Annotated in this window: 24 protein-coding genes and 1 pseudogene; 15 read left to right on the top strand and 10 right to left on the bottom strand. The window is 60.6% G+C overall.

The features are described from left to right. Positions 1 to 34 precede the first annotated feature (34 nt). Positions 35 to 1,066 carry an alpha/beta hydrolase family protein gene (locus KH389_RS13505; protein WP_420831941.1) on the top strand — a complete coding sequence of 344 codons (1,032 nt, stop codon included), beginning with the start codon at positions 35 to 37 and terminating at the stop codon, positions 1,064 to 1,066. Here KH389_RS13505 and KH389_RS13500 read toward each other — a convergent pair. The 3 genes and pseudogenes from KH389_RS13500 to KH389_RS27585 form a co-directional block, all read right to left on the bottom strand. After that, on the bottom strand, positions 1,060 to 2,253 hold the full coding sequence (locus KH389_RS13500; protein ID WP_213607486.1) for an MFS transporter: 1,194 nt from the start codon (positions 2,251 to 2,253) through the stop codon (positions 1,060 to 1,062). The genes KH389_RS13505 and KH389_RS13500 overlap by 7 nt on opposite strands. Positions 2,254 to 2,424: 171 nt before the next feature. Continuing rightward, positions 2,425 to 4,011, bottom strand: a complete 1,587-nt coding sequence (locus KH389_RS13495; RefSeq protein ID WP_043861471.1) for an ABC-F family ATPase — start codon at positions 4,009 to 4,011, stop codon at positions 2,425 to 2,427. Between the two features lie 71 nt (positions 4,012 to 4,082). After that, positions 4,083 to 4,394 (bottom strand): annotated as a pseudogene (locus tag KH389_RS27585) (site-specific integrase). Positions 4,395 to 4,619: 225 nt separating this feature from the next. Here KH389_RS27585 and KH389_RS13490 point away from each other — a divergent pair. The 7 genes from KH389_RS13490 to KH389_RS13465 all read left to right on the top strand — a co-directional run bounded on the left by KH389_RS13490 (position 4,620) and on the right by KH389_RS13465 (position 13,418). Further along, positions 4,620 to 4,790 carry a hypothetical protein gene (locus KH389_RS13490; RefSeq protein WP_167400192.1) on the top strand — a complete coding sequence of 57 codons (171 nt, stop codon included), beginning with the start codon at positions 4,620 to 4,622 and terminating at the stop codon, positions 4,788 to 4,790. Between the two features lie 340 nt (positions 4,791 to 5,130). Continuing rightward, positions 5,131 to 5,472, top strand: coding sequence for a hypothetical protein (locus tag KH389_RS27340; RefSeq protein WP_054914555.1), 342 nt, complete (start codon positions 5,131 to 5,133; stop codon positions 5,470 to 5,472). Between the two features lie 100 nt (positions 5,473 to 5,572). Next, the gene (locus KH389_RS13485; RefSeq protein WP_213607485.1) at positions 5,573 to 6,829 is read left to right on the top strand and encodes a TolC family protein; all 1,257 of its coding nucleotides are present in this window, start codon (positions 5,573 to 5,575) and stop codon (positions 6,827 to 6,829) included. Further along, on the top strand, positions 6,826 to 8,310 hold the full coding sequence (locus KH389_RS13480) for an efflux RND transporter periplasmic adaptor subunit (RefSeq protein ID WP_213607484.1): 1,485 nt from the start codon (positions 6,826 to 6,828) through the stop codon (positions 8,308 to 8,310). The genes KH389_RS13485 and KH389_RS13480 overlap by 4 nt, the downstream gene beginning before the upstream one ends. Continuing rightward, positions 8,307 to 11,465, top strand: coding sequence for an efflux RND transporter permease subunit (locus KH389_RS13475; RefSeq protein WP_058540155.1), 3,159 nt, complete (start codon positions 8,307 to 8,309; stop codon positions 11,463 to 11,465). The genes KH389_RS13480 and KH389_RS13475 overlap by 4 nt, the downstream gene beginning before the upstream one ends. Further along, positions 11,462 to 11,812 carry a copper-binding protein gene (locus KH389_RS13470; protein ID WP_078480399.1) on the top strand — a complete coding sequence of 117 codons (351 nt, stop codon included), beginning with the start codon at positions 11,462 to 11,464 and terminating at the stop codon, positions 11,810 to 11,812. Before KH389_RS13475 ends, KH389_RS13470 begins: the two co-directional genes overlap by 4 nt. A gap of 547 nt (positions 11,813 to 12,359) precedes the next feature. After that, the gene (locus tag KH389_RS13465; RefSeq protein WP_043861477.1) at positions 12,360 to 13,418 is read left to right on the top strand and encodes a linear amide C-N hydrolase; all 1,059 of its coding nucleotides are present in this window, start codon (positions 12,360 to 12,362) and stop codon (positions 13,416 to 13,418) included. Positions 13,419 to 13,681: 263 nt separating this feature from the next. On the opposite strand, the gene KH389_RS27525 is transcribed toward KH389_RS13465, so the two are convergent. Next, a complete protein-coding gene (locus KH389_RS27525) occupies positions 13,682 to 13,816 on the bottom strand; it encodes a hypothetical protein (protein WP_255001044.1) in 135 nt (44 codons plus the stop codon). 196 nt (positions 13,817 to 14,012) lie between these two features. Between KH389_RS27525 and KH389_RS13460 the strand changes: the two genes are divergently transcribed. The 3 genes from KH389_RS13460 to KH389_RS13450 all read left to right on the top strand — a co-directional run bounded on the left by KH389_RS13460 (position 14,013) and on the right by KH389_RS13450 (position 15,019). Next, entirely contained in the window at positions 14,013 to 14,528 is a 516-nt protein-coding gene (locus KH389_RS13460; RefSeq protein WP_043861503.1) for a DUF4142 domain-containing protein, read from the top strand. A gap of 82 nt (positions 14,529 to 14,610) precedes the next feature. Continuing rightward, positions 14,611 to 14,805, top strand: coding sequence for a hypothetical protein (locus tag KH389_RS13455; protein ID WP_054914550.1), 195 nt, complete (start codon positions 14,611 to 14,613; stop codon positions 14,803 to 14,805). A 40-nt stretch (positions 14,806 to 14,845) separates the two neighbouring features. Next, positions 14,846 to 15,019 carry a hypothetical protein gene (locus tag KH389_RS13450; RefSeq protein ID WP_167400191.1) on the top strand — a complete coding sequence of 58 codons (174 nt, stop codon included), beginning with the start codon at positions 14,846 to 14,848 and terminating at the stop codon, positions 15,017 to 15,019. Between the two features lie 47 nt (positions 15,020 to 15,066). Here the strand turns inward: KH389_RS13450 and KH389_RS13445 are convergent, their stop codons facing one another. Beyond that, a complete protein-coding gene (locus KH389_RS13445; protein ID WP_043861479.1) occupies positions 15,067 to 15,669 on the bottom strand; it encodes a helix-turn-helix domain-containing protein in 603 nt (200 codons plus the stop codon). A gap of 45 nt (positions 15,670 to 15,714) precedes the next feature. Then, positions 15,715 to 17,667: an oxidoreductase gene (locus KH389_RS13440; RefSeq protein ID WP_116054065.1), complete on the bottom strand. Its 1,953-nt coding sequence runs from the start codon at positions 17,665 to 17,667 to the stop codon at positions 15,715 to 15,717. 192 nt (positions 17,668 to 17,859) lie between these two features. On the opposite strand from KH389_RS13440, the gene KH389_RS13435 reads away from it, so the two are divergent. The 4 genes from KH389_RS13435 to KH389_RS13420 all read left to right on the top strand — a co-directional run bounded on the left by KH389_RS13435 (position 17,860) and on the right by KH389_RS13420 (position 19,749). Then, complete coding sequence (locus tag KH389_RS13435) at positions 17,860 to 18,903, top strand: ABC transporter substrate-binding protein (protein ID WP_054914548.1); 1,044 nt, start codon at positions 17,860 to 17,862, stop codon at positions 18,901 to 18,903. Positions 18,904 to 19,024: 121 nt separating this feature from the next. Further along, positions 19,025 to 19,198 (top strand): hypothetical protein, encoded by a 174-nt coding sequence (locus KH389_RS13430; protein WP_167400190.1) that lies wholly within the window; start codon positions 19,025 to 19,027, stop codon positions 19,196 to 19,198. Positions 19,199 to 19,302: 104 nt separating this feature from the next. Next, entirely contained in the window at positions 19,303 to 19,482 is a 180-nt protein-coding gene (locus tag KH389_RS13425) for a hypothetical protein (protein ID WP_080922870.1), read from the top strand. Between the two features lie 84 nt (positions 19,483 to 19,566). Continuing rightward, the gene (locus KH389_RS13420; RefSeq protein ID WP_078480403.1) at positions 19,567 to 19,749 is read left to right on the top strand and encodes a DUF6021 family protein; all 183 of its coding nucleotides are present in this window, start codon (positions 19,567 to 19,569) and stop codon (positions 19,747 to 19,749) included. A 53-nt stretch (positions 19,750 to 19,802) separates the two neighbouring features. Here the strand turns inward: KH389_RS13420 and KH389_RS13415 are convergent, their stop codons facing one another. The 4 genes from KH389_RS13415 to KH389_RS13400 all read right to left on the bottom strand — a co-directional run bounded on the left by KH389_RS13415 (position 19,803) and on the right by KH389_RS13400 (position 21,105). Then, on the bottom strand, positions 19,803 to 20,054 hold the full coding sequence (locus KH389_RS13415; protein ID WP_043861483.1) for a hypothetical protein: 252 nt from the start codon (positions 20,052 to 20,054) through the stop codon (positions 19,803 to 19,805). Positions 20,055 to 20,258: 204 nt separating this feature from the next. Then, the gene (locus KH389_RS13410) at positions 20,259 to 20,471 is read right to left on the bottom strand and encodes a hypothetical protein (protein ID WP_043861484.1); all 213 of its coding nucleotides are present in this window, start codon (positions 20,469 to 20,471) and stop codon (positions 20,259 to 20,261) included. Positions 20,472 to 20,590: 119 nt separating this feature from the next. Beyond that, positions 20,591 to 20,815, bottom strand: a complete 225-nt coding sequence (locus KH389_RS13405; RefSeq protein WP_043861485.1) for a hypothetical protein — start codon at positions 20,813 to 20,815, stop codon at positions 20,591 to 20,593. A gap of 62 nt (positions 20,816 to 20,877) precedes the next feature. Then, positions 20,878 to 21,105 (bottom strand): hypothetical protein, encoded by a 228-nt coding sequence (locus KH389_RS13400; RefSeq protein WP_043861486.1) that lies wholly within the window; start codon positions 21,103 to 21,105, stop codon positions 20,878 to 20,880. Positions 21,106 to 21,107 lie beyond the last annotated feature (2 nt).

Below are 21,107 nucleotides of genomic sequence, written 5' to 3'. Positions count from 1 at the left end.
GGTCACAGGTGCGGGCCGGGCAGGGTGAGCAACGATGCGGTGGGTTCGAACATTTTTGATGCTGGTGCTGTGGAGCTGCTGCCTGCTGGTGCAGGCCGAGCCCGCGCAGCACTGGAGTGTCGGCTTGCATCGCATGGCTGTGACCGACCCGGTGGACGGCCAGCCGATGCAGGCGCTGGCGTTCTACCCATCCAGCGACATCGCCCGGTGGCATCAGGTCGACGGCTATCGGGTCCACGTGGCCGAAGAAGGCGCGGTGGTAATGGGCCGCTTCCCGTTGCTGATGTTGTCCCATGGCAACACCGGCACGCCACTGGCGCTTCATGACCTGGCCAGCGCCCTGGCACGCCGGGGCTTCGTGGTGGTGGCGGTGGTGCACCCGGGAGACAACGCCAGCGATCACAGCCGGCTTGGCACCCTGAGCAACCTCTATGGCCGGCCCCTGCAGATCAGTGCCGCCTTGACCGCGACCCTTGCCGATCCGTTGCTTGCACCTTACGTCAGCGACGGGCAGGTGGGCATGATCGGTTACTCGGCCGGTGGCGAGACGGCGTTGATCCTGTCCGGTGCCCGACCAGACCTGCAACGCCTGCGCCGCTACTGCCAGCAGAACCCGCTGGACGCCGATGCCTGCAAGGCCCACGGGGTGCTGGTGGCAGACCGTGACGACCTGCTGCCCCATGCCGACCCCAGGGTGCGTTCATTGCTGCTGATGGCGCCGTTGAGCCTGATGTTCGGACGCCACGCGCTGGCCGATGTGAAGGTGCCCGCGCTGATCTACAGCGGCGACCGCGACCAGTTGCTGGCCATCGACAAGAATGCCCAGGCACTGGCGCGCAAACTGCCGATCACCCCCAACTACCGCCTGCTGGCGGGTGCCGGGCACTTCGTGTTCATGGCCCCGTGCGACGCATCCCAACTGCAGCACATGGCCACGCTGTGCACCGATGCCGAAGGGGTGGACCGCGCCGGCATCCACCTGTCGTTGCAGGCCGAAGCCACGCGCTTCTTCACCCGCACCCTGGGGGGCGTCGAGCGTGTCGGCCTGAGTGCGGTCGATCACTGAGCCGTGGCGCGGCGCAACAGCACCAGTGTCAGGCCCACGCCGGCCAGTGACAGCAGCGCCGCCACACAGAAGATCGAGGCGTAGCCCAGGTGCGCAGCGATGGCGCCCATCACCGGGCCGGCAATCGCCAGGGCCAGGTCGAAGAACACTGCGTAGGCCCCCAGCCCGGCGCCGCGGCTGGAACTGGGCACCTGCTTGATCGCCTCGACCCCCAGTGCCGGGTACACCAGTGACAGGCCGAAGCCGCTCAGCCCCGCGCCGACCAACGCCAGCAGCGGTGACGGCGCCAGCCACAACAATGCCAGCCCCAGGGCCTCGACGCCCATGCAGGCAATTGCCACGCGGTAGCCGCCCCACTGGTTGACCGCGTTCACGAACAGCAGCCGCGACAGGATGAAGCACACGCCGAAGGCGCTCAGGCACAGGGCGGCGCCGCTCCAGCCGCGTTCTATATAGAAGAGCGTGACGAAGGTGGTCAGCGTGCCATAGCCGATGGAGGCCAGGGTAAGGCCCACGCCGCACGGTGCCACCCGTGCGAAGGCGGCCCAGAACGGCAGGCGCACGCCACGCACCACCGGCACCGAGGGCTTGTTGCGTATCACCAGTAGCGCCGCTGCTGCCAGCGCGGTCAGGCTCAGGCCCAGGGTGGCGAAGTTCAGTTCGCTGGCCAAGATCACCCCCAGCGGTGCTCCGATGGCGATGGCGCCATAGGAGGCGATACCGTTCCAGGAAATCACCCGCGCGGTGTGTTCGGCGCCCACCTGGCCGATGCCCCAGCTCAGGGTGCCCACGCCAATCAGGCCCTGCGCGATGCCCAGGGCCACCCGTGCAGCCAGCAGCACCGCCAGGCTCATCACTGGCAGGTGCACGGCCAGTGCCGATGCCCAGGTCAGCACGCCGCTCAGCGCGATGCCCAGCAGCCCGTAGATGATCGCGCGCTTGGTCCCCAGGCTGTCGGCCAGGCGTCCGGCCATGGGGCGGCTGAGCAGGGTGGACAGGTATTGCAGGCCGATGGTGATGCCGGCGATGACCGCGCTGAACCCCAGGGTGTCATGCACGTGGCTGGGCAGCACCGCGATCGGCAGGCCGATGCAGAGGAAGGCGATGAAGGTGTAGAAGACGATCGACAGTATCTGTCGGGTAACCGACTCGTTACTGAGTGCAGCAGAAGAGGGCGGGGCAGACATGGGGCTCGTTCGCAGGCAAGCGGTTGGAGGCGACCATGATGGCGGGAGCGGGCAGGAAAAGAAAGCAGGCTAACGAACAAGCTGTGGCCAGCAAGGCCGGCCCCCACCCGGGTCGCGAAAACCACGCACCCTGCAGGAGCCGGCCTTGCCGGCGAAGCTTGTGTACGACGTTTAGATCAACACACCCTGGCTGCGCAGGTAGTCGTCATAGGTACCGCTGAAGTCGATCACGCCGCTGGGGCTCAGCTCGATGATGCGGGTGGCCAGCGAGGACACGAACTCGCGGTCGTGGCTGACGAACAGCAGCGTGCCCGGGTAGTTTTCCAGCGCCAGGTTGAGCGCCTCGATCGATTCCATGTCCAGGTGGTTGGTCGGTTCGTCCATCACCAGTACGTTGGGCTTTTGCAGAATCAGCTTGCCGAACAGCATGCGGCCTTGCTCGCCACCGGAGATCACCTTCACCGACTTGAGGATCTCGTCGTTGGAGAACAGCATGCGCCCCAGGGTGCCGCGGATGATCTGCTCGCCCTGCGTCCACTGGCCCATCCAGTCGAACAGGCTCAGGTCCTCTTCGAAATCGTGGGCGTGGTCCTGGGCGTAGTAGCCCACTTCGGCGCTTTCGGTCCATTTCACCTCGCCGGCATCCGGGGTCAGCTCGCCGACCAGGGTGCGCAGCAGGGTGGTCTTGCCGATACCGTTGGGGCCGATGATCGCCACGCGCTCGCCGGCTTCGACGGTGAAGCTGAAGTTCTTGAACAGGGTCTTGCCGTCGAAGCCCTTGGACATCTTCTCGATGGTCACGGCCTGGCGGTGCAGCTTCTTGGTCTGCTCGAAGCGGATGAACGGGCTGACGCGGCTCGATGGCTTGACCTCTGCCAGCTGGATCTTGTCGATCTGCTTGGCACGCGAGGTGGCCTGCTTGGCCTTGGAGGCGTTGGCCGAGAAGCGGCTGACGAAGGTCTGCAGCTCGGCGATCTGGGCCTTCTTCTTGGCGTTGTCCGACAGCAGTTGCTCGCGCGACTGGGTGGCGGCGGTCATGTACTCGTCGTAGTTGCCCGGGAACAGACGCAGCTCACCGTAGTCCAGGTCAGCCATGTGGGTGCACACGCTGTTGAGGAAGTGACGGTCGTGGGAAATGATGATCATGGTGCTGTTACGCGCCGTGAGGATGCTTTCCAGCCAGCGGATGGTGTTGATGTCCAGGTGGTTGGTCGGCTCGTCGAGCAGCAGCACTTCAGGGTCGGAGAACAGTGCCTGGGCCAGCAGCACACGCAGTTTCCAGCCTGGGGCGACTTCGGTCATGGGGCCGAAATGCTGTTCGAGGGGGATACCCAGGCCCAGCAGCAGTTCACCGGCGCGGGATTCGGCGGTGTAGCCGTCCATCTCGGCGAATTCGGTTTCCAGCTCGGCGACGGCCATGCCGTCGTCTTCGGTCATTTCCGGCAGCGAGTAGATGCGATCGCGCTCGGCCTTGACCCGCCACAGTTCCTCGTGGCCCATGATCACGGTATCGATCACGGTGAATTCTTCGTAGGCGAACTGGTCCTGGCGCAGCTTGCCCAGGCGCACGTTCGGCTCGAGCATCACCTGACCGGCCGACGGCTCCAGGTCGCCGCCAAGGATTTTCATGAAGGTCGACTTGCCACAGCCGTTGGCGCCGATCAGGCCGTAGCGGTTGCCATTGTTGAACTTGACCGAGACGTTCTCGAACAAGGGCTTGGCGCCAAACTGCATGGTGATGTTAGCGGTAGAAATCAAGTGCTTATCCTGCGGGGTGTCCAGAGGTGTGTTTAGGTGCCGCCGACCTTTTGGGGCCGATTTTGGGCCCGTCAGATACGGGACGGCAGCTTCTCCAGCTCCTTCCAATCCGAGGAGGAGCTGATCCATTTTGCGTAGGTAGAGAGCAACATCTCGACGCTGTGGCCGAGTTGGTTCGCGATGAACGCGGGGTTCATCCCAGCCATTAGGCACATGGTTGCGTAGGTGTGGCGCGTGTCGTACTGCCGACGTTCACGGATGCCCAGCGCCTTGAGCGCGAGCTTGAAGTGCCTGATTGTAACACCTGCCTGCCTGATCTACATCCCGCCTTTACCCGGCTGGAACACAAAAGGACTGGTGGGAGTGGCTGATTTCGATGCCATTTTGCGCAAACCCGGTACCACGGCCTGTTGCTCCCCAGCGTGCTCATCCCCGGGTTTCTTCCTTTTTGCCCGCATGCTTGTCTGCGGGCCGCTACTGCCGTCGTGCTTGCGCGCCGCCACAGCGGCCCGGCCAGTTCTTCGTTTGCCACGGCAACAGCTCTCCAGGCCCGCGCCTTTCGGCGGACTGATGTGTTATAAAAAAGTATGTCAAACAGGAGGTTAGATATGGCCAATAAAGCCAAACCGTTCTACTACGCTGCGGCGCCACTGATTGCGATCGGCGCTGCGTTCGCCGCAGTCGGCGCCTCTGGGCAAGCTGCTTTTGGCTACACCGCGGTCGGCTTTCTGGTGCCTGGTGTAGTGCTGCTCATTACCGGATATCGCCAGCGGGCTTGACGTGTGCGGTGGGGTCAAGCTGCAGGCACAGGCATACACATAGGTGCCTGAGTGAAAATACTCAACGCGGACTATCGAGCGAGCCTTGAATAGGGAGGCCCTGCCTGAAGCGAAAACTCTTGTTCCAGGCATCTACCCCAGACAATAGGGGGGCGTGATTCCAAGAGAGCCCTTACGGAACTGCCTCGCAATGCCTGTCTCGGCCAAGTTGTTAATTTTTTTCGCGTAATACTGGCTTAATTTTTAAAAGGCTTGATTGCCTGCTTTGGAGGTTGACGACATTTTTTTGATGATCAGTGCCCAATTGTAAGAGCCATTTTCAGCGAATACACTCCAGACCATGAAACGCTACCTGCGGTTTTGTCTCATCTTCTTGATCAGCCTGGCGCTTCCCCTCAGTGGGATGGCGGGGGTTCAGGCACCGACAGAACCTTGCCCGATGAAGACCATGGGTATGGCTATGATGGACGACATGGGCATGGATTGTTGCAACGACATGAAAAGCCCTGTCGAACACGGCAAACCTTGCAAGCCGGGCCAGGAGTGCAAGTCGGGCGGTATGTTGCAAGTCTCAATCTTCAAGCCTCCTGTGACCGTGTTCAGCCCCGTAGTGCTTTCCCTCATCAGCGATTCTCTGCCTGTACAGACCCCGTCCGGGGTATGGCGACCGCCACGCGTTTGATTCCTTTCCAACATTGAGCCTCATTCCGCATTAGCGGGATGGACTAGCTGCGCGCGTTCCATTTTTTCGCGTGCAGTGGATGATCACAGGAATCGTAAACATGAACTCCAAGTGCAATTGCACAGGCTGGTCTCTTATGGCCGGCTTGGCGGCAAGCGTGCTGGCATTGCCGAGCTTCGCTGCGCCATTGACGCTCGATGAAGCTCTGCGTCTGGCCGAAAACAATGCGCCGTCGCTGACCGCACAAGATGCCAAAATTCAAGCTGCCAGCAGTGCAGCTATTCCAGCCGGTGAATTACCTGATCCCAAGCTGCTGATGGGCGTGCAGAACTACCCCATTGGGGGCCCGGATCGCTGGAGCATCGACCAAGACTTCATGACCATGCAAATGGTCGGGGTCAGACAGGAGATGCCCAACAGCGACAAGCGCAAAGCGCGGATTGAGGTCGCCGATGCAGCTATTGATCGCGCCTCTGCGGAGCGTCGAGTCGAACGTCTGAAGGTACGCCAGTCCACGGCATTGGCCTGGATCAGTAGTTACTCGGTTGAGCGCAAAGTTGCACTGTTTCAGGACTTTTACAAAGAAAATCTCCTGCTAGCCGATACTGTACGGGCTCAGATTGCCGGTGGCCGCGCTCAACCTGCTGACGCGGTGACACCCAAACAAGAAGCAGCCAAACTGGCAGAACAACAGGACGATCTGACTCTCCAAAGAGCGCAAGCACAAGCGGCTCTCAAACGCTGGATTGGTTCTGCCGCTAACGACAAGCCTGTGGGTAGTTTTCCTGAATGGCCGGTCGACACCTCAGGCTACTCCCATAGGCTGCAACACCATCCCGAGTTGGCTGCGTTTGCACCGATGACCCGCGAAGCGCAGGCCAAGGTTCGGGAAGCCGTATCAGAGAAGCAGTCGGACTGGAGCTGGGAAGTGGATTACCAGCATCGTGGCCGTGAGTTCGGCGATATGGTCAGCGTGCAATTTTCTTGGGATTTACCTCTGTTTCCTGACTCGCGCCAAACCCCCAAAATCGCTGCCAAGCAGGCTGAACTCAGCCAGCTCGAGGCCGAGCGCGAAGCCCTGTCACGCGAGCACACTCAGCAATTGGAGAGCGAACTGGCCGACTATGAGCGCCTGAATCGTGCGGTGCGTCGAAATCAGGAAAGCCTGTTGCCTCTGGCCAAGGAAAAGGTCGAACTCAGTATGGCGAGTTATCGGTCGGGCAAAGGCGATTTGAGCGCCGTGGTTGCCGCCCGACGTGAACTCGTCGAAGCGCGCCTCAAACAGATCGACGTGGAGGAGCAACGAGCGCTGACCAGTGCGCGCCTGTATTTCGCTTATGGGGAGACCAGCCAATGAGCCTAAAAAAATGGAGTGGGTCATTGGTGATAGGCATCTCGTTGGCATTGGGTGTAGCCGGTGGGTACTGGTTCGCTCATCTGCGCATGAGCGAAGTGCCAAGTACCGTTCCAGAGCAGAGCCTCAATTCTCCAAACGAGCGGAAAGCCCTGTATTGGTACGATCCCATGTACCCGCAACAAAAATTCGACAAGCCGGGTAAATCCCCCTTCATGGACATGCAGTTGGTTCCCCAGTACGCCAGCGGTGCAGGGGATCGGGCAACTGTGAGTATTGATCCGAGCTTGACTCAAAATCTCGGGCTGCGTTTTGCGACCGTCACCCGTGGTGTCCTGGATTCCAGCCTCAATGTGACAGGCATCCTGGCGTTCAACGAGCGTGATGTCGCGGTGATTCAGGCTCGCACCAGTGGTTTTGTGGAGCGGGTCTACGCCCATGCTCCCGGTGACGTGCTCAAGGCCAACGCGGCATTGGCGGATATCCTAGTGCCAGAGTGGGCAGCCGCCCAGACGGAGTTCCTTGCCCTGAAACGCAGCGGGGATGCTGAGCTACTGGCTGCGGCCCGCCAACGATTACTGCTCACGGGAATGCCAGCGGCACTGATCACTCAGGTCGGGCGTAGTGGCAAGGTTCAGCCTTACTTGACGCTCACCAGCCCTATAGGTGGTGTGCTGCAAGAATTGAATGTTCGTGCAGGCATGACCGTGGCGATTGGCGATACTCTGGCACGTGTGAACGGCTTGAGCAGTATCTGGCTGGCCGTGGCCATTCCAGAATCGGAAGCCGGAACTCTCACCGTAGGACAGACCGTCGAAGCGCGCCTGCCTGCCTTTCCGGGAACAACACTCAATGGCAAGGTCAGCGCGATTTTGCCCGAGACCAACTCGGACAGTCGCACAATTCGTGTGCGGGTGGAGCTGCCCAATCCTGACGGTCACCTGAGACCAGGTCTGTCGGCGGAGGTACGTCTGAACCGCTCGACCGAGCAGAGTGTCCTGTGGGTGCCAAGCGAGGCCGTCATTCGCACTGGTCGACGTGCTCTGGTGATGCTCGCCGCAGGCGCGGGTCGCTACCGTCCTGTGGAGATCCAACTTGGGCAGGAAAGCGATGGTAGAACGGCGATCCTGAAGGGCTTGGAAGAAGGTCAGAAGGTGGTTACGTCTGGCCAATTCCTGCTCGACTCGGAGGCCAGCCTTAAGGGCGTTGTCATAGGGGCGGAGGACGAGTCACCACCAGGTGCAGCAGGCTCCAGCTTACATGAAGCGGATGGGCAGATTGTTGAGATCAACGACAAAGAGGTCACTCTTGCCCATGGCCCTTTCAAGACGTTGGGCATGCCTGGTATGACGATGACTTTCCCGCTTGCCAAACCGGCACTGATGCAGGAACTTGAAACGGGTGACAAGGTTCGTATCGGAGTTACTCAAACCGATGATGGTTTGCGTGTGGATCGCTTGGATAAATCGGGGAGCCAGCCATGATCGCGGCCCTGATTCGTTGGTCAGTGGCCAACCGTATCCTAGTGCTACTGGCGACACTGTTCGTTACGGCTTGGGGCATTTGGTCGGTGCAGAGCACCCCTATAGACGCGCTGCCCGATCTCTCTGATGTACAGGTAATCATCCGTACACCTTACGCAGGCCAGGCGCCGCAGATTGTCGAGAACCAGGTCACCTATCCGTTAGCCACCACCATGCTCTCGGTGCCGGGTGCCAAGACGGTACGTGGTTACTCCTTCTTTGGTGATAGCTTCGTTTACGTGTTGTTCGAAGACGGCACTGACTTGTATTGGGCCCGTTCGCGGGTGCTGGAATACCTGAGCCAAATACAAAGTCGATTGCCTGCCAGTGCCAAGCCGGCGTTGGGGCCGGATGCGACAGGGGTGGGGTGGATCTATCAATATGCACTGGTAGATCGCAGTGGCGGACACGACCTGGCACAGCTTCGCGCTCTTCAGGACTGGTTCCTCAAGTTCGAACTCAAGACTTTGCCCAACGTTGCGGAAGTGGCTACCGTGGGAGGCATGGTAAAGCAGTACCAGGTGCAGCTCGATCCGCTCAAACTGGCCAGCCTCGGCATCACGCAAGTCGAGGTGAGCGAGGCTATCGGCAAAGCTAACCAGGAAACCGGTGGTGCCGTGTTGGAGATGGCAGAGACCGAGTTCATCGTGCGGGCGTCGGGCTACTTAAAGACACTTAATGACTTTCGAGCGATCCCGCTTAAGTTGGGTTCAGGCGGTGTGCCGGTGACCCTGGGTGATGTCGCCACGATTCAGTTAGGGCCGGAAATGCGCAGGGGCATCTCCGAACTCGACGGCGAAGGTGAGACCGTCGGTGGTGTGGTGATTTTGCGTAGCGGCAAGAATGCTCGCGAAACCATTGCAGCGGTCAAGACCAAGCTCGATGAACTGAAAAGCAGTCTGCCGGCTGGTGTGGAAATCGTCACCACCTACGACCGCAGCAAGCTGATCGACCGCGCTGTCGATAATCTCAGTCACAAGCTGATCGAGGAGTTCATCGTCGTCGCCTTGGTGTGCGGGATCTTCCTCTGGCACCTGCGCTCATCCCTGGTGGCGATTATCTCCTTACCGGTTGGTGTATTGATTGCCTTCATCGTCATGCGTTACCAGGGTATCAACGCCAACATCATGTCCTTGGGCGGAATAGCCATCGCCATTGGTGCCATGGTCGATGCTGCCGTAGTGATGATCGAAAACGCCCACAAGAAAATCGAGGCCTGGCACGCAGCCAATCCGGATGAGGAGCTAACGGGGGAGCGTCATTGGCATGTGATGACTGAAGCAGCGGCAGAGGTAGGCCCGGCACTTTTCTTCTGCCTATTGATCATCACCTTGTCGTTCATTCCGGTATTCACCCTTGAGGCTCAGGAAGGACGGCTGTTTGGCCCATTGGCGTTCACCAAGACCTACGCCATGGCCGCAGCGGCGGGATTGTCTGTGACTCTGGTGCCCGTGCTGATGGGCTACTGGATTCGAGGGCGAATACCCAATGAGCAGCAGAACCCGTTAAACCGTTGGCTGATCCGAATCTATCAGCCGGCTTTGGATATGGTCTTGCGTCGACCTAAGATCACATTGCTGTTGGCGCTACTGATTTTTGTCAGTGCGCTATGGCCAATGTCGCGCTTGGGTGGTGAGTTTCTTCCGCCGCTGGACGAGGGTGATCTGCTCTATATGCCTTCGGCTTTGCCGGGCTTGTCGGCACAGAAAGCAGCGCAATTGCTGCAACAGACCGACCGCCTGATCAAAACCGTGCCCGAAGTCGAACATGTCTTCGGTAAAGCGGGACGCGCGGAAACTGCCACCGACCCCGCGCCGCTAGAGATGTTCGAAACCACCATTCAATTCAAACCGCACGAGCTATGGCGTGCAGGCATGACCCAGGAAAAACTGGTGGAAGAACTGGATCGAGTGGTGCGAGTCCCTGGACTGACGAATATCTGGATACCACCGATTCGCAACCGTATCGACATGCTGGCCACTGGGATCAAGAGTCCCATCGGGGTGAAAGTTGCCGGCACCAACCTGACGGAGATCGACGCCGCTACTCAGGCGGTAGAGCGCGTTGCCAAGGGTGTGCCTGGTGTCAGTTCAGCTCTGGCTGAGCGCCTGACCGGTGGCCGTTACATCGACGTGGATATCGACCGCAAAGCCGCCGCGCGCTACGGGCTGAATATTGCCGATGTGCAGTCCATCGTGGCCGGTGCTATCGGTGGTGAAAATGTCGGGGAGACCATTGAAGGGCTCGCCCGTTTTCCGATCAGCGTGCGCTACCCACGGGAGTGGCGTGATTCGGTCGGCGCCTTGGAGCAATTGCCGATCTATACCCCGCTAGGGAGCCAGATCACCCTCGGCATAGTGGCGAAGGTCAAGGTCACGGATGGCCCACCGATGCTCAAGAGCGAAAACGCACGACCTTCGGGTTGGGTATACATCGATGTGCGTGGTCGAGACATTGCCTCGGTGGTCGCCGATCTGCGCCGAATCGTCAGTGAGCAGGTCAAGTTGCAGCCCGGAATGAGCCTGAGCTATTCAGGACAGTTTGAATTTCTCGAAAGGGCCAACGCACGACTCAAGCTGGTGGTGCCTGCCACGCTGCTGATCATCTTCGTGCTGCTCTATCTGACGTTCGCCCGCTTCGATGAGGCTTTGCTGATCATGGCCACGCTGCCATTCGCACTTACGGGCGGAGCATGGTTCCTCTATCTGCTGGGATTCAACCTATCGGTCGCCACCGGGGTCGGCTTTATCGCCTTGGCCGGTGTGTCCGCCGAGTTTGGTGTGATCATGCTGCTCTACCTGAAGAATGCCTGGGCCGAACGGGAAGACCTCGGCGACAGCACTGAGCGCGGGCTGGTGGCAGCGATTCGTGAAGGCGCTGTGCAGCGCGTTCGACCCAAGGCCATGACCGTGGCGGTCATTATTGCCGGTTTGCTGCCGATCCTGTTGGGCAGTGGCACTGGTAGCGAAGTGATGAGCCGCATTGCCGCGCCCATGGTCGGCGGCATGGTCACGGCCCCCTTGCTTTCCCTGTTTGTCATTCCGGCAGCCTATCGCCTGATGCGTCGCCGGCACCTCATCGTTGAACCGATCAAACCACAAGGAAAATTCGTATGAAACTGACCCTGATCGCAGCTGCCAGTACCGCGTTTATGTTTTCACTTTCTGCCTACTCGCAGGACATGCCGGGTATGAAAATGGATGGTATGGAGGGCATGAAGATGGAGCAGGAAACAAAACAGGCTCCAGTTGCTGACGCTGAGGGAACCATCAAGGCTATGGATACTTCGAAGCATACGGTGACCATCTCCCACGGAGCTGTGCCAGCGGTGCAATGGCCCCCAATGACTATGGCCTTTTCAGTGACGGAGGATCAGCTGGCAGGTCTGAAGGTCGGAGACCATGTATCGTTTTCCTTTAGGGTAAAGGATGGCAAAGCCGCAATCGTTTCCATTAAAAAATAAGGCTGTAGCGATGAGAACTACCGGCACGCTCTGTCGTGCCGGTTTGGAAAGGCTGCCCTTGCTAAAATCCGCCATCTGTTCGTCGCCACAATTCGCGTATTTACCATGGACACCACGTGATCCATTTCTGTGAAAATGCGTGTGGTCTATGGACGCCGGAAACTTGCTCTAAACCCCGCCAACTGTTCATTCAAACTGATCTCCATGGGTTGACATCTTTCCTTTATATCGACGAAGCCTTCGCCGATCTGACGGGTATGACCGACCTGGACCAGCTCGGCCGGCGCATCCGCGCCCCGTGCAACCACAAAATGGAAAAACACCGAATCGACCCAAGTGGGGTAAGCCAAGGCTGCGGTACTTGTAAGCGAACGCTGTTTGTCCCCTCAAATCTTGATTTCTGATATGTCCGTGCTTTATTGGCTGATGTTTGTCGTCATTGACGATCAGACACTATTTGTCATTACCGAGCCAGGTGCTTGCACGTTCGCTTGAAGGCCTGGGCTCGCGCGTGTTGATAATCAGTTTGGTCAAGGAAATCAAAGGAATGAAACTTTCACCCGCAGCAAAAGGAATTGCACTGGCCCTGGTCGGTTTCTGTTCATCGATACCCGTGGTGCACGCCTGCACGCGGCTGGTTTTTCTTGGAGATAACCAACAGATCATAACGGCACGCTCAATGGACTGGGCGAAGGATGTGGAAACCAACCTGTGGGTGTTCCCCCAGGGCATGAAGCGCCACGGTGAGGCAGGCCCCAATTCGGTTACCTGGACGTCGAAGTACGGCAGTGTCATTGCGTCCGGCTACGATATTTCCACCACCGACGGCATCAACGAAGCCGGGTTGTCTGCAAACCTGCTGTGGCTGGTGGAATCAGAATATCCAGCACTCGAACAGGGCAAGCCAGGGCTCAGTATCTCGGCATGGGCTCAGTACGTATTGGATAACTTCAAGACCGTGGCTGAAGCGGTCGAGGCGCTCAAGGCCGAACCGTTTCATGTGGTGACATCCAAGGTTCCGAAGGAAACCCGCCTGGCAACGCTCCACCTTTCAATGTCCGATGCGTCGGGTGATAGCGCAATCGTTGAATATATCGATGGCAAGCAAGTCATTCACCACGACAGAAAATATCAAGTGATGACGAACTCGCCGAAGTTCGACGAGCAGTTGGAAATGTATGCTTATTGGCAAGGCATTGACGGAACACAGATGTTGCCTGGCACCAACCGCTCGCCTGATCGCTTTGCGCGTGCGTCCTTCTACGTAAATGCCGTGCCCAAGCATGAGGATGCGCGGCTGTCACTGGCCAGTGTGTTCAGTGTGATTCGCAACGTCTCGGTGCCGTACGGCATTACAACGCCAGATCAGCCCAATATCTCATCCACGCGCTGGCGCACCGTGGCGGACCATAAACACAAGCAGTATTTTTTCGAGTCCGCAGTCACGCCCAATACGTTCTGGGTTGACCTGAAGAAGCTGGACCTCAGCCAGAAAACCGGCAAGGTGAAGAAGCTGGACCTGGGGCCGAACCAGGCAAACGTGTATGCCGGCGAAGTGTCCGCCCGCTTCGAAGAGTCCGCACCGTTCAAATTCGAGGGGATTTGAATTGCACCAGCGACTTGATCCCTGACATTTACACTCAGGACGCAACAGCGCTCGCCTCGGCAATCATGAGGTCGAGCGCTTTTGTGTGCGTTGAACAAAAGGCGGCTCGGTCATCAGCCTGCCTGTGACAACCCAAATCCCAGACAAAGAAAAGCCCGCGATGGGGGGGAGCGGGCTTAAAGGTTTCTACTAGGAGCTGGGTCAACCATAAGCCTTCGAATGTGAAAGGCTTGTGAAAATTACGGGATTGGTCTGAATGATTGCTATTTCACCGTGCAGGTCCAGCGGTGATTGTGCCGGTAGGGCGCGCGCATGAAGGTGATGTCCGAGACGCGGGTCAGGCCGCGTTTGCGCAGGGCGTCGGTCAGTTGTACGAGTGTCTCTGCTTCGATAGTCATTGCTGTTACCTCGTCAGATTTACTGCGTTCATAGGTCTGGACCGGGCGGGTGTCGGGCTAATTCAATTTTTTTGCCCGTGTATCGACGGCCGCAAACAGGCCAGGCAAAAAAGATGAACCACCCACGCCGCCACGCGCTCACATGAACAGCGGTACCTCAAACGCAGTTCCCGAAAAACAGAACGAGGATTTCATGATGAATACCCTGTTGCGAAGCAGTGCTTTTGCGCTGGCGTTTACCCTGGCAGGCGCGGTACACGCGGCCCAGGACGCCGACGATTTCGTGGAAGACGCCTCGGCCAAAGGCATCGCCGAAGTGGAAGCCGGCAAGCTGGCCCAGGAGAAGGGCAGCGCCAGCGACGTGAAGGCCTTTGCCGACATGATGGTCAAGGACCATACCGCCGCCAACGAGAAGCTCAAGGCCATCGCTGCCAGCAAAAAGCTGGAAGTCTCGGATGATGCCATGCTGATGGACAAGGCCAAGGCGATGATTCTGGAGCTGCGTAGCGCCAAGTCGTTCGACCAGGCCTATGCCAACAACCAGGTCAAGGCGCACGAGGCCACCATCGAGCTGTTCGAGAACTATGTGAAGGACGGCACCGATGCCGAGCTCAAGGCGTTCGCCGAGAAAACCCTGCCCACGCTGAAAGAGCATCTGACCAAGGCCAGGGCACTTGCCAGCGCACATGGCGGTGATGCAGCCCAACCCTGAGTGAATGCCCGCTGGCCAGTGCGCACGCGCTGGCCATTGGCAATGCAGTACGCACCGTTCCAGTCGTAGAGGAGAGGTGACGATGAACGACACGGACAAAAGGCAGGCGTTGCAGAACTGGCGACAGGCGTTGGTCCACGAGCATGCGTCACTGGACGCCGAGCAGCGTTACGACAAGGCGTTGATGGCCGCCGATGCACTCGAGGTGGCGGGCATCATCAGCAGTCGCGAGTGGCGCGAGCTGGTGAAGGAAGCCAATGCCTTTATCTTCCACTGAGGGGCGTTGCCAATGCCGGCAGTGCCTGGAGGTTAACGTCATGAAACTGACAGCGTTGGCGTTGCTGGTAGCCAGCCTGTCGATGCTGCAAGGGTGCTTCAACGAGCCCGAGCATGTCGACAAGGATACCGATCGCAGCAAGTCTTCCCTGCAGATGCAAAAGCCCGACACGCCCCCTGCGGAGCCGGCGCCTCGGCAACCCCCCAACAACTAGCTTGAGCGAACGTGCGCCCCAGTCAGCCGAGGCTTGGGGCGCAGGGCTCAGAAGGTGGGCGGGGTGATCACCCAGATCACCACCGCATCCACTTCACCCGGGTTGCCGTATTTGTGCGGCTCCTGGCTGGAGAAACTGAAGCTATCGCCTTCGCCGAGTTCGAAATGGCGATCCCCCACCCACAGCTCGAAGCGGCCGGACAGCACGTACCCGGCTTCTTCGCCCTCATGGCTGTAGCTCTGCTGGCTGTAGGTGCCTGGCGGAAAACGCGAGTGGAGCATCTCCAGTTCGCGGTTGGGTTGCGGGGTGAGCAACTGGTCGACGATGCCGTCTTCGTAATGCACGCTCAGTCGGCTCTGCCGGCGCACCACGTAGCCGCTGTCCTCGGGGGCGGTGACCGCCTCGCTGGCGAAGAACCACTGGATGGTCACGCCCAGGCTGCGGGCGATATTGAACAGTGCCGGTATCGAGGGGTACGACAGGTTGCGTTCCAGCTGGCTGATATAGCCGGCGGTCAGCTCGCTCTGTTGCGCAAGCTCGGTCAGGGTCATGCCGCGACGCTTGCGAAGCCCGCGAATGCGCGTGCCCAGAAAGTGCGGCGCGGCGCTGCCGTCCTCGGCGGTGGGCGGCAGCTTGCTGTTGTTGCTCATGGCGTTATCCGATCAGCCCTGCAAAGGCCCGGAGTATAAACAGCCTCACAGGCTCGCGGCGACTTTAAGACCCTCATAGATGGCTTCCTCGGCGGTACGCGCCGCCAGGCAATCGCCAATGCGGTGTACTGCGGCCAGGTCCTGGATCTCGCCGGCCAGGGTGTCGACCGGGTGATGGCCGTGGCACAGCACCAGGGTGTCGATGCCTTCGAAGATCATCGCCTCGCCGCTGGCGGTGTGCTGCAGGTAGACGCTGCTGTCGTCGCAGCCATACAGCCGCGCATAGGGCGTGATCGGGATGCCCAGCTTGTGCAGCTCGCCGGCCATCTGGTCACGCACATACAACGGCAGGCTCTCGCCGCAGTGGGTACCGTTGACCGCCAGTTGCACCTGATGCCCGGCGCGGGTCAGGCGTTCGGCGATGCCCGGCCCGATCCAGTCGCAGCGCCAGTCCATCACCATCACCGAGCGACCGACCTGTACCTGCTCGCGCAGCACCTGCCAGGCGTCGACCACCTGCAACTCGCCGCCGCGCTCGAAAGCCGGCCAGTAGGGCGCGGCACCGGTGGCGACGATCACGGCATCCGGCTGCTCGCGCGCGACCAGCGCGCGGTCGACCCGGGTATTGCGCACCACCTCCACGCCGGCCAACTGCATCTCGCGTTGCAGGTTGGTGCTGGCACCGCCGAATTCGCTGCGCCGTGGCAGCAGTTGCGCCAGCAGCACCTGGCCACCCAGTTGGGCGGCCGCCTCATACAGGGTGACCTGATGACCACGGGCCGCCGCTACCGCGGCAGCCTTCATGCCGGCCGGGCCGCCGCCCACCACCATCACCTTCTTGCGCAGTGTGGCAGGCTGCAGTTGGCCGAACTGCCGCTCGCGCCCGGTCTCCGGATGCTGGATGCACGAAATCGGCAGGCCCTTGTGGAAGTGCCCGATACAGGCCTGGTTGCAGGCGATGCAGGCACGCACGTCTTCGGCCCGGCCGCTGTCGGTCTTGTTCGGCATCTGCGGGTCGCAGATCAGCGCGCGGGTCATGCCACACACGTCGGCCTGGCCGCGGGCAAGTATCAGCTCGGCCTCCTGGGGCTGGTTGATGCGCCCGGTAACGAACAGCGGAATGTCCAGGCTGGCCTTGAAGGTGCCCGCCTCGCGGGCCAGATAGGCGGCCTCGATGGCCATCGGCGGCACGATATGCACCGCGCCGCCCAGGGACGCCGAGGTGCCGGCCACAATATGCACATAGTCCAGTTGCCCTTGCAGGGCCTTCACCGCGCCGAGCGATTCATCTTCGCTCAGGCCCTCGGCGTCGCGTTCATCGGCGCTGATGCGCAGGCCGATGATGAAGTGTTCGTCGGTGCTGGCACGCACCGCGGCGATGACCTCGCGCACAAAGCGCAAACGATGTTCAAGGTCGCCGTTGTAGCCGTCGCTACGCCGGTTGACCCGTGGGTTGATGAACTGGGCGGGCAGGTACCCGTGGCTGGCCACCACCTCCACGCCGTCCACGCCCGCCTGATGCAGGCGCCGCGCCGCCGCGGCATAGCCGGCCACTATCTCGTCGATCATGCCTTGGTCAAGCTCGCGCGGCATCACCCGGAATCGTTCGTTGGGCACCGCCGAGGCCGAGTAGGCCACCGCCAGCAAGCCGTCGCTGGACTCCATGATCTCGCGCCCCGGGTGAAAGATCTGCGACAGCACCACGGTGCCGTGGGCATGGCAGGTCTCGGCCAGCCGGCGATACCCCTCGATGCAGGCGTCATCGGTGGCCATCAGCACGTGGGAGGTGTAGCGGGCGCTGTCGTGTACGCCGGCCACCTGCAGCACGATCAGCCCCACACCACCTTCGGCCCGGGCCTGGTGATAGGCAATCAGCTGTTCGTTGACCAGGTTGTCGGTGGGCATCGAGGTGTCGTGGCCGCTGGACATGATGCGGTTCTTGAGGCGCTTGCCACGGATCTGCAACGGGGTGAACAGGTGCGCGAAGGCGGTCGACATGGTGGTCAGGCTCCAGCGGGGGTGTTGTTATTATTTTTCTATGAAAGTGTACCGACAGTAAAAAATCAACTTGTTTTTTTACTTGGGTTTGATTAGCGTCGAGACACCCCAGTGCAGGGGCTTACCTCACAAAAACAAGAAAGTGGACCACGCCGGCGCCAGGCCGAGTGGTACCCGCAGGAGGATCCATCGATGAAAGCGTTCCCGCGTAAACCAGGCCTGTATGCAGTGCTGCTTGCCCTGGGCCTGGGCAGTGCCCAGGCAGCTCCACAGATGGTCGTGGTGGGTTATGGCGGTGCCGGGCAGAAGGCCCAGGACGTGGCGTTCTTCCAGCCGTTCAGTGCCCAGGACAAGAGCAAGCTGATCCAGAGCGAGTACAACGGTGAAATGGCCCGCATCAAGGTCATGGTCGACACTGGCAATGTGGACTGGGATGTGGTGCAGATCGAAGGGCCTGACTTGATGCGCGGGTGCGACGAAGGCATGTACGAACCCCTCGACTGGAAGCAGCTGGGGCATGCCGACGAGCTGATCCCGGACGCTGCCCAGGCGTGCGGCTCGGCGGCGCTGGTGTGGAGCGTGGCGATCGCCTATGACCGCGACAAACTGGCCCAGGCGCCCACCTCCTGGGCCGACTTCTGGGACGTGAACAAATACCCGGGCAAGCGCGGCCTGAGGAAGCGTGCGGTGTACAACCTGGAGTTCGCACTGCTGGCCGACGGCGTCAAGGTCGAGGACGTCTACAAGGTACTGGCCACCCCCGAGGGCGTGGACCGCGCCTTTGCCAAGCTGAGCGAGCTCAAGCCCAACATCCAGTGGTGGGAGGCAGGCGCGCAGCCGGCGCAGTGGCTGACGGCGGGTGACGTGGTGATGACCTCCACCTACAGCGGGCGCATCGCCAGCGCCGCGCAGGCCGGTGCGCCGTTGGCGGTGGTATGGCCCGGCAGCCTGTACGGCATGGACTACTGGGCCATCATCAAGGGCTCCAAACATGTCGACCAGGCCAAGCGGCTGATCGCCTACACCAACGACCCGGCAGCGCAGGTGCGCTATGTGCAGCAGATTCCCTACGGCCCGACCAACACCCAGGCCGCGGCAAAGCTGGACCCGTCGCTGGCCAGCTGGGTGCCGACCTCGCCGCAGAACCTTCAAGGAGCGCTGTCGATGAATGTCGAGTTCTGGGTCGATCATGGTGACGAACTGGAGGAGCGGTTCAACGCCTGGGCTACCAAGTAGCCGTTGCAGCCCGTCTCCTGCGCCGTTCTGCAGGAGCGGGCTCAGCTGTGAAGGGGCGCGCGGCGCCCCTTCAAATTCTGGTTAAATACGCGCTTACCAGAACCGCCGGCGAGCCCGTTCCATGCACGATGACGACGATATCCACGAACCCGAGCACGACCACCTGCTCGACCACGAATTTCACGATCAATACATTGCCCCCGAGCCAGAGGCGGGCGGTATGGATGAGGATGACGAGGACGATGATGCCTGGGGTCTGCTCGACGATGACGATGACCAGCCCGAAGACCCGTAGCCCTGCCGGCTTCACCATTCGTCGCGTGTGCTGCACCCTGGCCCCGGCCTGACCTCCAACTGACAGGGCCCGGATGTTCCGGGCCTTTGCTGGCGAGGTGTTCCATGACTGACCAAGTGACTGCCCAAGCCCAAGACCCCACCCAACCGACGACGGCTCCCGAAGACGTCGATCCGCTGGCACGCCCACCGGTGTTCACGCCAGATCGTCCCGAGGACTGGAAAGACCCGGCCAGCGGTGATGGCGTGCCCGATGACGAAGACATGCCGCTGCCCAATGATTGAGCGCAGAGGCGTCTGCCAGGGGGCTGGAGGAATCGCTGGCAGACACCCGGATGCCTGGCCCCATTCGACGACGTGGAGGTATTGATGACCGGTAATCAGCACAAACCAGAAGGACCGCATTCATCCGAGCACGCCTCTGAACGGGACACGCTGGACTTTGATCCCGATTCGCCAGACCTGGATGACCCGCAGGTGGATCCGGTAGGCCCGGCCAAGGCGCCCAAGGGCGGGCCAGAACCACGCAAGCCACCGCTTCTTGGCGAGTAGCCGCAAACAAGGGCCCGGCGCAATGCCGGGCCTTTTTGCAATCAGCCGTGCAATCAGCCGCCGGCTGCCTTGGCCGCGGTCACACCCGCCGCACTGAGCTTGATCGGGTAACGCACTGACGGTTCATCGTCGGCCCCAACGGTGACCGCACCGTCCTGGATCAACCCCTTGTCCTGCAGTTGCTTGAGCGTCTCGGCCACCGCCTTTTCGCCTTCGAAGTTGTCCAGCACTTCCTTGCCCAACCCGTTCGGGTGGGCGTGGTACAGCCGGGTGAGTACTTCGTTTTGCAGTGTTTGATTGGTCATTGCCTGCCTCGCAGTGTTCATGGGTATGAAGGGCGTTGCACAGCTTCCGACAGGCCAGGGCGGCAGGGATTCCACCGGATGTCGCGAGGGGGCGACCGGTTGCGTTACAGCAGGTTGCGGGGAGGGGGGCGGGCAGCAGGGCCCTGAAACAGAACTGCCCCGGGCAACGCCGCGGGGCAGTGGGTCAAGCGCTACGCCGGGGCGTCAGGGCTTGTTGTTGAGCTTGCGCAGTTCTTCGTAGGTGGCCGACTGGACGAACCAGAAGCCGGAAACGATGCACCAGGTCAGCGTACCGACAATCAATGTGCCCAGGCCAGCCAGGAAGCTCTGGCTGAACATGAACAGGCCGGAAATCCAGATGACGGCCAGTGCCACGTACAGCACCACGTTGTTGACGCTGATAACAAAATCTTTCACGAGTAATCCTTCCCGAGTCATTGTCCACTGTCGCACGAACGGCGTGCGACAGGCCGCTATCATATTGATATTGCGACAACAATTCCATCGGAACGGGCGATGCGCCTGCCTGTCAGCGGCTAGCGAAAGCGCGGCAGCGGTCGGTCCAGGGTGAGGGAGGTCAGGGTCTTCTTCACCAGCACCTCGTCGGCTTCGACGGCCTTGAGAGTGTCGCGGATCTTGCCCGCCACCGGTACATCGCCCTGGCGGTCGATCCAGTCGGCGATCTCCTTGCAGGCCACGGCCAGGCGGTCCTGACGGTGGTTGATCAGGGTCAGCAGGGTGGTGATCTCTTTGTCGGACATGGCGCATTCCTCCCTTCGGCGAATTAAGTGTAGCAGTGCGCCGGCAGTTGGCCCCCCCAGCCTCAATCGGGTTTGCCGCGCACTATGCGCCCGTCCTTGACCTCGTCGGCATAGGCCTTGAGCTTGTCCGAGTCCCGGTACAGGCGGTTCATCAGGTGCAGCACCGCCACCACGTCGACGTCCTTGATGCGCTCGGCCAGCTTGCTGATTTCACCGGCGGTACGCTCAAGGTCGGTGGCGACCAGCTTCAGGTCACGTTTGAGTTCTGCGGAGGACTTCTTGATACCCATGG

The sequence above is a fragment of the Pseudomonas qingdaonensis genome, assembly GCF_018398475.1.
Lineage (GTDB): Bacteria > Pseudomonadota > Gammaproteobacteria > Pseudomonadales > Pseudomonadaceae > Aquipseudomonas > Aquipseudomonas palmensis.
Note: the sequence above shows the minus strand (reverse complement) of the source record. Positions and strands in the feature narration are given on the sequence as shown.